This window comes from Pseudomonas sp. GW531-T4 (genome assembly GCF_017349615.1).
In the GTDB taxonomy this organism is placed as follows: domain Bacteria; phylum Pseudomonadota; class Gammaproteobacteria; order Pseudomonadales; family Pseudomonadaceae; genus Aquipseudomonas; species Aquipseudomonas chlororaphis_I.
The window spans coordinates 1-16,117 of sequence record NZ_JACMZT010000048.1 but is presented as its reverse complement, the minus strand read 5'-3'; the positions used below and the strand labels follow the sequence as shown (position 1 = coordinate 16,117).

Here is a 16,117-nt window from a genome sequence, read left to right as displayed (position 1 = left end):
CGCGGGGTGGTCAGTTGAGCTTCCACTTCTCGATGATCCGCTCCAGGGAACCGTCGGCCTTGATCGCCGCGATGCCGCGGTTGACCTCGTCCAGGGTCTGCGCATCGCCCTTGCGCACGATCAGGCAGACATCGCCCATCACCACCGGCTGGTAGCTTTTCACCAGTTGCACCTTGTTCTGGGTGCCCTGGGCCAGTTGGTAGGCGACGATCGGCCGGTCGGCGAAACCGGCCTTGATCCGTCCCAGTGCCAGGTCGCGCAGCAGGTCGGGGATCGAGTCGTAGCCGCGCACTTCCTTGAAGATCCCGCGCTTGTTCAACTCATCGATGAACACCGTGCCGACCTGGGCGCCGACCACCTGGTCCTTGAAGTCTTCCATGCGGGTGTAGGCGGTGTTGTCGTCGGCGCGCACGATCAGCCCCTCGCCGTAGCTGAACACCGGGTTGGAGTACTGCACCACCTTCTCCCGCGCCGGGGTGCGCAGCATGGCGGCGGAGATGATGTCGATCTTGTTCGAGGTCAGCGAGGGGATCAGCGCGGCGAAGGTGGTCTGCTGGATGTCCACCTCGAAGCCGCCGGCCTGGCCCACCGCCCGGGCGGCGTCGATCATCATGCCTTCGATGCTCTGGCTCTTGACGTCGAGAAAGGTGAAGGGAATGCCGGTGGCGGTGGCGCCGACCTTGTACACCGGCGCGGCGCCGGCACTGGCGGAACCGACGAGGCCGGCGCTGAGTGCGCAGCACAATGCAAGGACACGAAAACGCTTTTGCATGGCGAATCTCCCATTGGACGATTTTATTGTTTGAAGTCCGTGATGGTTGGCCTCTGAAAGTGGGGCAGGAGGCATGCAACTGACTATAAACAATTTACAAAAATCGTAAAGAGATTTATAAATATCGAATATCGATATTTAAAACACAAAAAATCCAAAGGAACCGCCATGAGCGACACCCCCAATAGCCTGTTCAATCAGTCGCTGGAAAAAGGCCTGGCGGTCCTGCGCGCCTTCAACGCCGCCCAACGGACCATGAACCTGGCGGAAATCGCCGAGGCCGCCGAGATCAACAAAAGCTCGGCGCAACGCATGATCCACACCCTGGAGCAGCTCGGTTACGTGCGTAAGCACCCGCAGACCAAACGCTTCCAGCTGACCCCGCGGGTGATGGAGATCGGCTACAACTACCTGGCCGCCGACACCCTGGTGGACGTGGCCAACCCGTTCCTCGCCGAGCTGGCCCAGGTCACCGGCGAAACCACCAACCTCACCGAGCCCGACGGCCTGGACATGGTCTACGTCGCGCGCTTCGTGGCGCCCAAGTTCATCCCGATCCACATGCCCATCGGCAGCCGCATTCCGATGTACTGCACCGGCTCCGGCCGCGCCTACCTCAGCGCCCTGCCCGACCAGGAAGCCCTGGCGATGCTCCAGGCCAGCGACCGCCAGGCCCATACCCGCCACACCCTGACCGGGATCGACGCGATCCACGGGGAAATCGTCGCCACCCGCCAGCGCGGTTACGCCCTCAACCAGGAAGAACTGTTTCTCGGCGACATGAGCATCGCCGCGCCGATTATCGGCAGCCAGGGCCTGCCGGTGGCCGCCGTGCACGTGGTGATCCCCAGCAGCCGCTGGACCCTGGAAGAAGCCGAACGCAAGCTGGCGCCCTCGGTGATCGAGTGCGCGCGGGCGATTCGCACCTCGATTCGTACCCTCTGAGTGGCCATGAGCCTTTTGTAGTCGCCGGCGATCGACAGCGCAGCGGTCGCAGGCATGGATTCCGGGATTTGGCCCGGCACTCCGTATTGCGAGGCTTTACGACCGCTGCGCGATCGATCGCAGCCTGCGGCAGCGGCTACAGAGGCGCGCAGGTGCGCGAGTAGGCTAAGATTCGCGGCCTAACGTCACTGCCCGGAATCATTGTTCATGTCCAGCCTTGCTCCTGCCAGCCCCGTCCGGGGCTGGTCGTTCTGGTGGAAACCCGCCCTGTTCGTCCTGGTGGCGTGCGTCGGCCTCTACTTCGTCAAGTGGTCGCCCTACTACGCCAAGGCCTTTATCGCCGCCGACAGCCACAGCATCGGCGCCTCGATCATCAACGATCAGCCCTCCTCGCCGCTGAACGCCGCCCTGGCCTATGCCCAGGTGTATTTCCTGGCGATCTGGAAAGCCGCGGTGCTGGCGGTGATCCTCGGCTCGCTGCTGCAAGTGCTGATCCCGCGGGACTGGCTGCTGCGCCTGTTCGGCCGCGCCGGCTTCGGCTCGACCCTGCGCGGCGGGCTGTTCGCCCTGCCGGGCATGATGTGCTCCTGCTGCGCCGCGCCCGTGGCGGCGAGCATGCGTCGGCAGAATGTCTCGGTCGGTGCGGCGCTGGCCTTCTGGATCGCCAACCCGGTGCTCAACCCGGCGACCCTGGTGTTCATGGGTTTTGTCCTTGGCTGGGGCTTTACCGCGTTGCGGCTGGTGGCGGGCATCGTGCTGGTGCTGGGGGTGTCGCTGGTGGCCCAGCGCATCGCCCGTCCCGAGCAATTGCCGGAGGCGGCGGTGGAAGCCGTGGTCGAGGCCAGCGCGGCTAACGACGGCGCCTTCTTCAGCCGCTGGGCGCGCAGCCTGTGGCAGCTGTTCTGGAGCACCATTCCGATCTATGTGCTGGCGGTGCTGGTGCTGGGCGCGGCGCGGGTCTGGCTGTTCCCCCACGTCGAGGGCGCGATTGGCGACAGCCTGCTGTGGCTGGTGCCGCTGGCGATTGTCGGCACGCTGTTCGTGATTCCCACCGCCGCGGAAATCCCTATCGTGCAGACCATGATGACCCTGGGCATGGGCACCGGCCCGGCGGTGGCCTTGCTGATGACCCTGCCGAGCATCAGCCTGCCGTCGCTGCTGATGCTGCGCAAGGATTTCGACGCGCGGGTGCTGGTGACCGTGGCCGGCCTGACCATGCTGATTGGCGTGGTGTGCGGGTTGATTGGCGCGGCGTTGTTGTAACCAGAAGTTCGATGGCGTCTGCATGGACGTCATCGCGGGCAAGCCTCGCTCCTACATGGACGGCGCGGAACCCTGTAGGAGCGAGCTTGCTCGCGATGGGGCCAAAGGCCCCGCCCTTCTATCGACTCAACCCTGCTGGCGAGCCCGTTCGCGCAAATACTCCAGCACCGCCGCCTGCTCGCCGACGAACTCGATGCGCGCGCCCTTGCTTTCGCGCTGGAAGGCATACATCGGGTCGTAATATTCCTTGAGCAACCCTTCGATCCAGGCCCGGTGCAGGTCCACGCTGCCGCTGCGGGCCTGCTCGGCCAGGGCGGCCTCCAGCAGCTGGTACAGGCGCTGGTGGCGCTCGCCACCCAGGCGTTTGCGGATGTTGTTCAGGCTTTCCAGCAGGCGCTCGGAAAACCGTGCGAAGCCGTCCTCGCCATGCACCGCGACGAACTCCGCGCACAGGTCGATCACGTAGTCGCGCAGGATCCGCTCGATCCGCCCCTCCAGGCCATCCTCCAGCCAGACCATGGGAAAACTTTGCATGCCCTGGTACAGCGGCAACGGCAAGGCGCAGCTGCCGATCATGCGGTTCTCGTCTTCCAGCACGAACCCGGCGATGCCGCGCTCGCGCTTTTTCAGGATGTCCACCGCCAGGCGGTTCTCGAAGTCGATGTTCGACGGCTGGCCGCTGGCGCGCTTGCCGAAACTGGAGCCGCGATGGTTGGCGTGGCCTTCCAGGTCCAGGCCGTTGGCCAACTGATGGAGCACCTCGGTCTTGCCGATGCCGGTCATGCCGCCGAGCAGGACAAAATCACACTCGGCCACCGCGCCCTCGAGGGTGTCGAGCAGGAAGGTACGCATGGCCTTGTAGCCGCCGCCGACCCGCGGATAGTCGATGCCGGCCTCGTCCTTGAGCCACTGCTGGACGATCTGCGAACGCAGGCCGCCGCGGAAGCAGTACAGGTAGCCGTCTGGATGGGCCCGGGCGAAGTCGGCCCAGGCCTGGATGCGTTCGGCCTTGATCGCCCCGGACACCAGTTGATGGCCGAGGACGATCGCCGCCTGCTGGCCCTGCTGCTTGTAGCAGGTACCGACCCGCTGCCGTTCGTGGTCGGTCATCAGCGGCAGGTTGACCACGCCGGGAAAGGCGCCCTTGGCGAACTCGATCGGCGCGCGGGTATCCATCATCGGCCGGTCGTTGAGGAAGATTTCGCGGTAGTCGGTGATATCGATGGGCATCAGATCACCTCGACCGCGTTGCTCTGTCGTTCCACCAGCTCACCGATCGGCGCCAGCTCCAGGCCCAGTTCGGCGGCCAGCGCGAGGAAGGCCGCATTGCCCTCGGGAGTGACAGCGATCAACAGCCCGCCGCTGGTCTGCGGGTCGCACAGCACCAGCTTGTGCAGGGCCTGGATACGCCCGAGCTTGTTGGCGTAGCTGTCGAAATTGCGTTGGGTGCCGCCTGGCACGCAGCCCTGGTCCAGGTAGTACTCGACCCCAGGCAGGCGCGGCACGCGGTCGTAGTGAATGCGCGCGGTCAGGTTGCTGCCGTCGGCCATTTCCACCAGGTGCCCGAGCAGGCCGAAACCGGTGACGTCGGTCATCGCGGTCACGCCGTCGAGCTTGCCGAAACGGCTGCCGGGCTTGTTCAGGGTGCACATCCAGTCACGGGCCAGGCCGACGTCGGCGCTGCGCAGCTTGCCCTTCTTCTCGGCCGTGGTCAGCACGCCGATGCCCAGGGGTTTGGTCAGGTACAGCAGGCAACCGGCGGTGGCGGTGTCGTTGCGCTTCATGTGGCGCTTTTCCACCAGGCCGGTGACGGCCAGGCCGAAGATCGGTTCCGGCGCGTCGATCGAATGGCCGCCGGCCAGGGGAATGCCGGCCGCGTCGCACACCGCGCGCCCGCCACGAATCACCTCGCGGGCGACTTCCGGGGCCAGCACATTCACCGGCCAGCCAAGAATGGCGATGGCCATCAACGGATCGCCACCCATGGCGTAGATGTCGCTGATGGCATTGGTCGCGGCGATGCGGCCGAAGTCGAACGGGTCGTCGACGATCGGCATGAAAAAGTCGGTGGTCGAGACCACGCCGCGCTCTTCGTCGATGGCGTACACCGCAGCGTCGTCGCGCGAAGCATTGCCGACCCAGAGTTTCGGGTCGAGGTTCTGCGCGCCGCTGCCGGCCAGAATCACCTCCAGGACCTGGGGAGAAATCTTGCAACCGCAACCCGCGCCGTGGCTGTACTGGGTCAGGCGAATCGGCTCGCTCATGGGGCACCTCTGAAAGTCATGGAGCGGCGATTCTAGCAGAGCCTTCAGCGCTGAGCCCTCGGCGCTAATAGAGAGCCCTGCGCGCTGAGCGTGTCCTGAGCCATCGACCACCGGCGCCGCCTGCCTGCCCTCCAATCGATCCGGCCCGCAAGCATAGCGGCAAAAAAAACCGCCCTTTCGGGCGGTTGCAAGAAACCTCGGTGGTGATCAGAAACCGAGGGTGAAGCTGAGGGTCATCGCATGGTCGCGGTTGTCGTGGGACAGCTGGCCCGAGTAACCGATGCCCAGTTTGCCCGTGGGGCTGATCTGGTAGTCCAGGCCGGCCTCGACCAGGGCGCTGTCCTTGGCGATCGGTACACCCTGGGTGGTGAACGAGCCGCCCCCCTCGATAAAGGTCAGGTCGGCATCGGGCTTGGTATCGCCGTAGGCATGGCGCCAGCCCAGGGCGGCGCGCGGTGTGATCTGCGAACCGTTGCCCAGGGTGATGCGCTTGCCGGCCCGCAGGCCCACCGTGGAGAAGGTGATGTCCTGGCTCGACTTGGCGCTCAGGCGTCCGGCGCCGCCTTTTTCGTGGCCGGTATCGCTGTCGTAGTTGACATAGGCCAGGCCGACGAAGGGCTCCAGCGCCACGCCCGCCGCTTCCAGGGCGTAGCCAACCTCACCGAACACCTGGGCACTGCGCGCGTCGTAGTTGGCTTTCAGGCGATCGTTGTAGCTGCCGACGCTGACGTTGCGCTTGGTGCTGACCCGGTGCCAGCTGTAGGCCGCGCCGAGGCGGACCGCCAGGGCGTCATGCTGGGAGTTGAGGTAGGCCGCCAGGTGGGTGCTGTTGATCGTGGCATCGGACTGGCGCCGCTGCGCATCGATATCGCTGTGGGTATAGCCGGCTGCCACGCCGCCGCGCCACTGATCGCCGAGCTGGCGGTCGGTACCGAGCATGAAGCCGGACAGGTTGCGGTCCAGGCCGGCGGTGTTGCTGTCGCCTTCCATGTCGCCCCAGGAACCGAGCACCCGCAGCCAGCCGACCATCTCGTCCTGGCCCTGGCAGCCTTCGCGGCTCAAACGGTTCTCCCCAGGCGCCAGAGTGCGCCGCAGCTCATCCTCCTCGGTACCGCAGCCGGGCTGGCGCATGCGGTCGTTGAGGGCATCGCGCACATGGCGCGAGTCCTCGAGCAGCGAGCTGGCGGTACTGGCGTGGATCTCGCCCGACAGGCTGTCGAACGCCGCGCGGGCCGAGGCACGATCCAGGTTGATGACCTGGTCATTGAGCACGTCAGCGCCCGAGCCTTCGGCGCCGGTGTAGCTCTCCAGGGCCCTGGCGACACCCCGCTGGTTGGGGGTGGCCGCCACTTCGACGAAGGTGGTCTGGTTGCGGCTGACCGCCAGGCCGACCTGGTTGGGGCCATACACCAGCGCGGTGTCGAGGAAGGCCAGGGACGGCAGGCGGGTGCTGCTGAAAGTACCGTTGACCCCGCCGCCGGCGGTGATCAGCGAGTAGGTGGTGTTGCCGGTGTAAGGCGCCAGCGAGCGCACTTGCAGACCGCCGCCGAGGGTAGCGGTCCCGCCCACGGCAAGCACGGTGCCGGTAGGCGACGTCACGGTCAGGTCCAGCACACCGTCCGCGGCGTTGCTGAGGTTGCCCGCCACGCTCAGGGTCCCGGCGGCGCCACCGGACTGGGTCAGGCCGTGGTTGTCCAGCGAACCGACGCTGCCGTTGCCACTCAGGGCGGCGCCATTGGCCACCGTGACCTGCCCGGCGAACACGCTCGGCGTACTGCGATCACCGACCTGCAACTCGCCCTGCTCCACCGCGACGGTGCCGCTGAACGGCTGGGCGCCGGTGAGCAGCAACAGGCCGCTGCCCTGCTTGACCAGGCTGCCGGTGCCACTGAGCACGCCATTGAAACGACCGTTTCTGTTCTGCACGAACAGCAGGCGCGCGTTGTTGAGGATGCGTCCTTGCAGGCTGGTGGTAGTACCGGCCAGGGTGCCGCCACTGACGGTGGTACCGCCGGTGTAGGTATTGGCACCGGTCAGCAGCAAGGTGCCGGCGTCGAGCTTGTTGATCCCGCCACTGCCCACCAGCGGCGCATCGATCTGCGCCGTCACATCGGCGTTGACCCGCACCGCGGCCAGGGTGCCATCGGCGGCATTGGTCGGGCTCAGGCTGCCGCCCTCCCCGGCGACCAGGCTGTAGCCGGCGTCGAGGAATTGCAGGCCGGTGAAGCCCTGGTTGCCGACCACGGTGACCGTGCCGCCCTGCCCGCCGAAGACCGCGAACTGATTGTTGGAATCCAGGCTCTGGGTGCCGTTCGGGTCGGTCCAGTTGGTGCCCGGGCCCCAGGTACCGCTGCCGCCGGTGATGCTACCGTCGGCGGTGGTCTTGCCACCGTTCCAGAACTGCACTTCACCCGGTGTGCCCTGCACCAGCAGGTTGACCTGGTTGGCCAGCGCGGTCTGTAACGTCAGGCTCTCAGGCAGCACGCCCGTTGGCAGCGCGCCGTAGACCAGGCCGTTGTCGGTCAGGCTGCCGCCGTAGCGGAACAACTGGTAGATACCAACGCCGAAGCCGCCGCCATTGGTGACATTGAGGGTGCCGTCGAGGGTCAGGTTGCCCGCCACATCGACCACCGTGGTCGAACTGCCGACTTGCCCCAGGGTGAAGTCCAGCGTCGTCCCGGAGGCCAGGCTCAAGGCGCCCACCGACAATGGCGTGGCGGCGCCGCCGGCGCTCAGGGTGGCGCCACTGGCCAGTTGCAGCGTCCCGCCAATCTCCCCGCTGCCGCCAATGGCCGCGCCGGAGGCGACATTCACCGTGGCGCTGCTCAAGGTGCCGTCGACCCGCAGCGAGCCGGCTTGCACGCTGGTGGTGCCGGTGAAGCCGTTGCTGCCGGTCAGCAACAATTCGCCTGTGCCGCTTTTGGTCAGGGTACCGCTACCGCTGAGGTTGCCGCTGTAGGTGCCGTCGCTGTTCTGGGAGAAGGTCAGCGCCGCGTTGTTGAGGATCGCGCCTTTGAGGCTGGAGGTATCGCCGGTGGTGCTGCCGCCATTGAGGGTGGTGCCGCCGGTGTAGGTATTGGCACCAGTCAGCAGCAAGGCACCGCTGCCATTCTTGACCAGGCTGCCGCTGCCGCCGATGGCGCCGCCGAGGGTGGTGTCCTGGGTGCCGGCCAGGGTCAGCTGGGCGCCCAGGTTGATGGCGTTGGCCAGTTGCAAGGCTGTGCTGCTGTCGAGCTGGGCACTGCCGCCGACGCTCAAGGCGCCGCTGCCGATGGCTGTGCTGTTGCCCAGGGTCAGCTCGCCGCCGTTGAGCTGGGTGCCGCCCTGATAGCTGTTGCTGCCATTGAGGGTCAGGTTCGCCGCGCCGTTCTTGATCAGGCTGCCAGTGCCGCTGACCACGCCCGCCAGGGTCAGGTCGTTGGAGCCGGCCACCTTCAACCCGCCGCTCAGCACTACTGCGTTGCCCAGGCTGACCGCGCCGTTGCTGTCCAGGGTGGTGCCGTTGGCCGCGGTCAGCACGCCGCTGCCCAGGGCGCTGTTGCTGCCCACCACCAGGGTGCCGCCATTGAGCGCGGTGCCGCCGGTGTAACCATTGCTGCCATTGAGCACCAGGGTGCCGCTGTCGAGCTTGGCCAGGGTGCCGGCGCCGTTGATGTCCACGCCGATAGTGGCGGTGACGTTCGGGTCGACGCGGATCGCCGTATTGCCGGTGGCGCCATTGACCGCGTTCAGCGTGCCGGATGTGCCATCGATCAGGCTGTAGCCGTCGGTGACGAACTGCATGCCGGTGATGCTTTGCGTGCCGTTGAGCGTGACGTTGCCGGCCGCGCCCTGGAACACCGCGAAGCTGTTACCCCAGGCCTGATTGAGGGTGCCATCGACATTGGTCCAGTTACTGGTGCCGCTGGCCCAGGTGCCGCTGCCGCCGTCGATGGCGCCGTTGCCGGTCAGCTGGCCACCGTCCCAGAACTGCACGAGGGTGTTGGGCGCGGTCACCAGCAGGTTGACCTGGCTGCCCACCGCGGTCTGCAACTGCAGGTCGCCCGGCACCACGCTGCCCGGCACGCTGCCGACCACCAGGCCGTTGTCGGTCAGGCTGCCGGTGTAGTTGATCAGGCGATACACGCCGCTGCCGAAGCCACCGATATCGCTGACGTTGAGCGTGCCGTCGAGGGTCAGGTTGCCGCCGACGTTGAGCAACGAAGTCCCGCCCCCCGCCACCGGCGTGCCCAGGCCGACATCCAGGTTGGCATTCGGCGCCAGCACCAGCGAGCCCAGCGTCAGGCTGTTGCCGCTGCCTAGGCTCAGATGGCCGCCGTCGGCCACCGTCACCGCGCCGCTCAGGCTGCCGGTGCCGGTCAGGGTGCCGCTGTTGTTGACCACCACATTGGCGCTGGCCAGGGAGCCGCTGACGTTCAGGGTGCCGGCATTGACGCTGGTGTCGCCGGTCAGGGCGTTGCTGCCGCCCAGGGTCAGGGTGCCGCTGCCAAGTTTGCTCAACAGGCCGCTGCCACTCAGGCTACCGTCGAAGGTGCTGCTCAGGTTAGTGCCGCCGATGCTCAGGGTGCTGCCCGCACCCACCTGCGCCGTACCGCTGCCGGTCAGGCTGGCGAGGCTGGCCGAACCACCGAGGTTGAGCTGGGTGCCGCTGGCCAGGTTGACCCCGGCATTGTTGCCCAGCGCCGAACCGCCCAGGGTGCTCAGGCTGCCGGCTGCCACATTGAACTGGCCGCCAAAGGTGTTGCTGCCGCTGAGGGTCAGGTCGGCCGCGCCGTTCTTGGTCAGGGTGCCGCTGCCGGCCAGGGTGCCGGCCAGGGTCAGGTCGGCGCTGCCCGCCAGCGTCAGCCCGGCATTCAGGTTGAGGTCGTTGCCCAGGATCAGTGGCGCGCTGTTGTCCAGGGTCGCGCTGCCCGCCACCGTCAAGGCCCCGCTGCCCAGGGCCGCCGCATTGCCCAGGGTCAGACCGCCAGCGTTCAGGGTGGTGCCGCCCTGGTAGGTGTTGACGCCGTTGAGGGTCAGGTTGGCCGTGCCGTCCTTGACCAGTTCCCCGCTGCCACTGACCAGCCCGCCCAGGGTCAGGGCCTGGCTGCCGCCGAGGGTCAGGTCGGCGTTCAATGCCAGGTTGTTGCCCAGGGTCAGGCCGGTATTGCTGTCCAGGGTGGAGGCGCCGGCCACCGTCAGGTTGCCCAGGCCCAAGGCCGCGGCATTGCCCAGGGTCAGGGTCCCGGCATTGAGGGTGGTGCCGCCGAGGAAACCGTTGGCGCCGTTGAGGGTCAGGTTGGCGCTGCCGTCCTTGCTCAGGCTGCCGGTGCCGTTGATCGACCCGGCGAGGGTCAGGTCGGCGCTGCCGCCGATGCCCAGGTTGCCGGCCAGGTTCACCGCGTTACTCACGCTGACTGGGCTGCTGGCATCCAGGGTGGTGCCGGCAGCGGCGTTCAGCGCGCCACTGCCCAGCGCCGTGTTGGACGCCAGGATCAGGCCGCCGGCGTTCAATGCGGTCGGGCCCAGGTAGCTGTTGTTGCCGCCCAGGGTCAGGTCGGCGCTACCGCTCTTGATCAGGCCACCGGTGCCACCGATGGCGCCGTTCAGGGCCAGGTCATTGCTGCCGGCCACCGTCAGGTTGCCGTTGAGGGTGACCGCGTTGGCCAGGCTGACCGCGGCGTTGCTGTCCAGGGTCGTGCCGGCGGCAGCGGTCAACTGGCCGCTACCCAGTGCCGAGTTGTTGCCGACCACCAGGGTCCCACCATTCAGCGAGGTGCCACCGCTGTAGGTGTTGGCGCCATTGAGCACCAGGGTGCCGGCGTCGAGCTTGGCCAGGGTGCCACTGCCGTTGATGCCTACGCCGATAGTCGCGGTGACGCCCGGGTCGACCCGCAGCGCGGTGTTGCCACCGGTGCCGTTGACCGCGGTCAGTGCGCCGGCGGTGCCCGCCACCAGGTTGTAGCCACTGGTGGTGAATTGCAGGCCGGTGAAGGTCTGGGCGCCATCGACGGTGACGGTGCCCGCGGTGCCCTGGAAGATCCCGAAATCGCCAGCCCAGGCCTGGTTGAGCAAGCCGTCGGCCGACGTCCAGTTGCTGCCGGCGCTGCTCCAGGTACCGCTGCCGCCGTCGACGCTGCCATTGGCGACGGTCTGGCTGCCGTCCCAGAAGCGAATATTGACGTTCGGCGCGGCCACCAGCACGTTGATCTGGTTGCCCACCGAGGTCTGCACCTGCAGGTCGCCGAGGCTGAACCCCAGGGGCACGCTGTTGATGTCCAGCCCGAGGTCGACCAGGCTGCCGGTGTAGTTGATCAAGCGGTACACGCCCACGCCGAAGCCACCGGCGTCGGTGACATTCAGCTTGCCGTCGAGGGTCAGGTTGCCGCCGACATCGAGCAGCGAGGTGGTGGACGGTGCGCCGAGGCTGGCGTCGAGGTTGGCGTTGCCACCGAGGACCAGCCCGCCCGTCGCAAGGGTGCTGCCCGAGCTCAAGGCCAGGTGACCGCCATCGGCGACGTTCAGCGTGCCCAGCAACGAGCCGCTGCCGGTCAGGGTCGCGCCGCTGGCGACGCCGACGTTGGCGCTGCCCAGGGAGCCGCTGACACTCAGGGTGCCGCCGTTGACCTGGGTATTGCCGGTGATGCCGTTGATCCCGGTGAGGTCGAGGGTGCCGCTGCCGACCTTGGTCAGGCCGCCGCTGCCGCTCAGGCTGCCGTCGAAGGTACTGCTGGAACTGACGCCGCCGACGCTCAGGGTGACGCCCGCGCCGATCTGCACCCCGCCGCTGCCGGTCAGGCTCGCCAGGCTGCTGTCGGCCCCCAGGTTCAGGCTGGCCCCGGCGCTGACGTTGGCCCCCGAGGTGTTGCCCAGGGCGCCGCTGCTCAGGGTGCTGACGCTACCGGCGTTGATGTCCAGGGCGCCGGTAAAGCTGTTGTTGCCCGACAGGGCGAGGTCGCCCAGGCCGTTCTTGATCAGGGCACCGCCGCCGCTGACCACCCCGCCCAGGGTCAGGTTGTTGTTGCCGGCGATGCTCAGGTCGGCGTTGAGCGCAATGTCGTTGCCCAGGGTCAAGGCCGCGCTGTTGTCCAGGGTGGCCGCGCCGCCCACGGTCAGGGCGCCGCTGCCCAATGCCGCGGCATTGCCCAGGGTCAGGGTGCCGGCATTCAGGCTGGTGCCACCGGCGAAGAGGTTGACGCCGTTGAGCGCAAGCTCGCCCGCGCCGTTCTTGATCAGCGCACCGGTGCCGCTGACCACGCCGTCCAGGGTCAGGCCGTTGCTGCCGCCGAGGGTCAGGTTGGCATTCAGCGCCACGCTGTTGTTCAAGGTCACCGAGGCATTGCTGTCCAGGGTCGCCGCGCCGCCGACGGTCAAGCCGCCGAGGCCCAGCGCCGCGTCGGCGCCGACCGTCAGGGTGCCGGCATTCAACGTGGTGCCGCCAAGGAAGCCATTGCTGCCATTGAGCACCAGGTTGGCGCTGCCGTCCTTGACCAGGCTGCCGGCGCCGTTGACTGCGCCGGACAGCGTCAGGTCGGCGCTGCCAGCGATGTTCAGGGCACCAGCCAGGTTCAACTGGTTGCCCAGGGTGACGGCGGTATTGGCATCCAGCGTGGTGCCCGCGGCCGCGTTCAGCGCGCCAGCACCAAGGGCGCCGTTGGCCCCGACGATCAGCGTGCCGGCATTGAGCGCGGTGTTGCCCAGATAACCGTTGGCGCCATTGAGGGTCAGGTCGGCCGTACCGTTCTTGATCAGCCCGCCGACGCCGTTGATCACCCCGCCCAGGGTCAGGTCCTGAGTGCCGCCGAGGGTCAGGTTACCGCCCAGGTTCAGGTTATTGCCGAGGCTGACCGCGGCACTGGCATCGAGGGTGGTGCCGGCGGCGGCATTCAGCGCTCCGCTGCCCAGGGCGGTATTGGAACCGACGATCAGCGAGCCGGCATTCAGCGCGGTAGTGCCTTGGTAGCTGTTGTTGCCGCTCAGGGTCAGACTCGAGGTGCCGTTCTTGATCAGGCCGCTGGTACCGTCGATGACCCCGCCCAGTACCAGGGGGTTGCTGGCGTCCAGCGTCAGGTTGGCGTTGAGGTGCACAGCATTGTTCAGGGTCAGCGCGCCGCTGCCGCTCAAGGTACTGGCGCCGCCTACGGTCAGGGCACCGCTGCCCAGCGCCGTGCCGCTGCCCAGGATCAGCCCCCCGGCATTGAGGGTGGTACCACCCTGGAAGGTGTTGGCGCCGTTGAGCGTGAGGTCGGCCGTACCGTTCTTGATCAGCCCACTGGTACCGCTGACCAGACCGTCCAGGGTCAGGGCATTGCTGCCGGCCAGGGTCAGGTCGGCATTGAGCGTGACGTCGTTGCTCAGGCTGATGCCGGCCGTATTGTCCAGGGTCGCCGCGCCGCCCACGGTCAGGGCGCCGCTGCCCAGCGCGCCAGCGTTGCCCAGGGTCAGGGTGCCGCCATTGAGGGTGGTGCCGGCGAGGAAGGTGTTGGCGCCGTTGAGGATCAGGTTGGCCGTGCCGTTCTTGGTCAGGCCGCCGCTGCCGCCGACCACGCCGTTCAGGGTCAGGTCAGCGCTGCCGCCGAGGTTCAGGTTGCCGGCCAGGTTCAGGGTGTTGCCCAGGGTCACCGCGGTATTGGCATCCAGGGTGGTGCCGGCGGCGGCGTTCAGGGCGCCGAGGCCCAGCGCGGTGTTCGAGCCGAGAATCAGCGAGCCGCTGTTGAGGGCGGTATCGCCCAGGTAGCCGTTGACACCGTTCAGGGTCAGGGCCGCGGCCCCGTCCTTGATCAACCCGCCGGCGCCGTTGATCACCCCGCCCAGGGTCAGGGCCTGGGTGCCGCCCAGGGTCAGGTTGCCGATGAGGTTGATGGCGTTGCCCAGGCTCAGCGCCGTGGTGGCATCCAGGGTGGTGCCCGCGCCGGCGTTGAGGGCGCCGCTGCCCAGGGCGGTGCCGGAGCCCACCAGCAGCTTGCCGCCATTGAGCGAGGTGCCGCCCGAGTAGGTGTTGGCGCTGCTCAGGGTCAGGTCCGCGCTACCGTTCTTGATCAACCCGCCGGTGCCGGACAGCCCCCCGCCCAGGGTCAGGGCATTGCTGCCGAGGGTGGTCAGGTTGGCGTTCAGGGTTACGGCGTTGGCCAGGTTCACCGCGGCGCTGCTGTCCAGGCTGGCGCTGCCACTCACGGTCAGCCCGCCGCTGCCCAGGGCATTGTCGTTGCTCACGCTGAGGGTACCGGCGCTCAGGGTGGTGGTACCGGAATAACCGCTGTTGATGCCGTTGAGGGCCAGGCTGCCAGTGCCGCTCTTGGTGAGCCCGCCGCTGCCGCTGATCAGCCCCGCCAGGGTCAGGCTGCCGGCGCCGGTGGCGATCATGCTGTTGTTGAGGCTGACCAGGTTGTTCAGGGTGATGGTGCCGGGCGTCGACAGCGTGGCCGCGCCATCGATGCTCAGCGTGCCGCTGCCGAAGGCCAGGTTGTTGCCCAGTTGCACGGAGCCGGCACTGATGCTGGTGTTGCCGCTGTAGGTGTTGGCCCCGTCGAGGCTCAACTGGCCGGCTCCGCTCTTGGTCAGGCCGCCAGTGCCGGAAATCACCCCGGCCAGGCTCAGGTCGTTGCCGCCCTGCACGGTCAGGCCGCCGGCGCCCAGGGTCACCAGGTTGCTCAGGGTCAGGCCGCCGGTACTGGCCTGCAGGATCCCGCCATTGCTGGTCAGCACCCCGCTGCCGAAGGTGCCGCTGTTATCGAACTGGGCGATGCCGCCGTTGAGGGTGGTACTGCCGCTGACCAGTGCTCCCTGCAGGGTCCAGGTACCGCTGTTGAGCGTGAGGTTGTTGAAGTTGATGTAGTTGTCGCTCGACAGCGTGCCGCTGCCGCTGGTGCCGCCGCCCGGGCCGAGGGTGTTCTGCAGGATCAGGGTGTTGGTGCCGCCCGCGCCGCCGTCGACCTTGCCGGTGGGGGCGAATGTCAGGTCGATCCCCGGCAGGCCACCGAGGCCGAGGCTGATGTTGATCCCATCGCCGACGCTGACGCTGGAACCGGTGACCGCGGTGAAGGTGTTGGTGCTGTTCACCCCCATCGACACCCCGCCCTGGATGGTGCCGGTGTTGAGGAAGGTGTTGCCGCCGCTGGAACTCTCGAAGGCGACCCGGCCTTGCAGCGTGCCGTTGTTGGTCATGTTCACCTGGGAACCGCCATACACCGCCACCACCGGCGTGTCCGCCAGGGTCACGCTGAGCAGCGACAGGCCGGTCGAGGTGATGGTGCCGTCGTTGACGATGGTGGTGGTGCCGCCGGCACCGTTGTTGATGTTCAGCGCGGCGCCGTCCAGGCTGCTCAGGTTCAGGCCGAGCAATTGCCCGGTACCGCGCATGATCCCGGTGACGGTGTTGGTGACGTTGACCACACCCGCCGCGCCGTTGCCAATAAAGGCCCCGCCGCTCAACACCGAGACCAGCCCCAGCAACGCCGGGTCGATGGTCCCGGCGTTGTTCAGGGTGATGGTGCTGCCGGTCAGGTTCAGCACCTTGCCGCCCAGGGTCGCGTTCATCTGCGCGCCGCTGTTGACGTTGACCGTCAGGCCGTCGGTGGCGCTGGAAAAGTCGTTGAGAAACAGCGGCAGGCCCGGCACCCCGGTACAGGTCACCACGCTGCCGACGGTGGAACAGGTGGCCATGGCCGAGGGGCTGACCAGGCTGAGCAACAACCCGGTAAGACCCAGGCGAACTGCCAAAGAGAGGGGGGAAAGATGATTGACGGCGTCCCTGACCTGAACTTTGTCCACGCTCAACTCCTTGCTAAGGGGCCAAGCCGTTCATCCATGAATGCGTGTACTGCTCGCTCAGCAACGTCCTGAATCGATACGCACTGACTTCGAATACCTGACCGTGGCGAAAATTGCTCCGTGC

General features: G+C 67.3%; 6 protein-coding genes. 2 read left to right on the top strand and 4 right to left on the bottom strand.

Annotated elements, in window-relative coordinates; translation table 11 throughout:
* Window positions 1–10 precede the first annotated feature (10 nt).
* The gene (locus J4D28_RS26535; protein ID WP_009048218.1) at window positions 11–772 is read right to left on the bottom strand and encodes an ABC transporter substrate-binding protein; all 762 of its coding nucleotides are present in this window, start codon (window positions 770–772) and stop codon (window positions 11–13) included.
* A gap of 168 nt (window positions 773–940) precedes the next feature.
* Between J4D28_RS26535 and J4D28_RS26530 the strand changes: the two genes are divergently transcribed.
* Together J4D28_RS26530 and J4D28_RS26525 are read left to right on the top strand one after the other, a co-directional pair.
* Complete coding sequence (locus J4D28_RS26530; RefSeq protein ID WP_009043140.1) at window positions 941–1,717, top strand: IclR family transcriptional regulator; 777 nt, start codon at window positions 941–943, stop codon at window positions 1,715–1,717.
* Window positions 1,718–1,924: 207 nt separating this feature from the next.
* Complete coding sequence (locus J4D28_RS26525; RefSeq protein WP_103331663.1) at window positions 1,925–2,980, top strand: permease; 1,056 nt, start codon at window positions 1,925–1,927, stop codon at window positions 2,978–2,980.
* A gap of 126 nt (window positions 2,981–3,106) precedes the next feature.
* Here J4D28_RS26525 and mnmH read toward each other — a convergent pair whose 3' ends face one another.
* From mnmH to J4D28_RS26510, 3 genes are all read right to left on the bottom strand, one after another.
* The gene (gene mnmH, locus J4D28_RS26520; RefSeq protein ID WP_009048216.1) at window positions 3,107–4,210 is read right to left on the bottom strand and encodes a tRNA 2-selenouridine(34) synthase MnmH; all 1,104 of its coding nucleotides are present in this window, start codon (window positions 4,208–4,210) and stop codon (window positions 3,107–3,109) included.
* Window positions 4,210–5,244, bottom strand: a complete 1,035-nt coding sequence (gene selD / locus J4D28_RS26515; RefSeq protein ID WP_038631406.1) for a selenide, water dikinase SelD — start codon at window positions 5,242–5,244, stop codon at window positions 4,210–4,212. Before selD ends, mnmH begins: the two co-directional genes overlap by 1 nt.
* 207 nt (window positions 5,245–5,451) lie before the next feature.
* A complete protein-coding gene (locus J4D28_RS26510; RefSeq protein WP_103331664.1) occupies window positions 5,452–15,993 on the bottom strand; it encodes an autotransporter-associated beta strand repeat-containing protein in 10,542 nt (3,513 codons plus the stop codon).
* Window positions 15,994–16,117 lie beyond the last annotated feature (124 nt).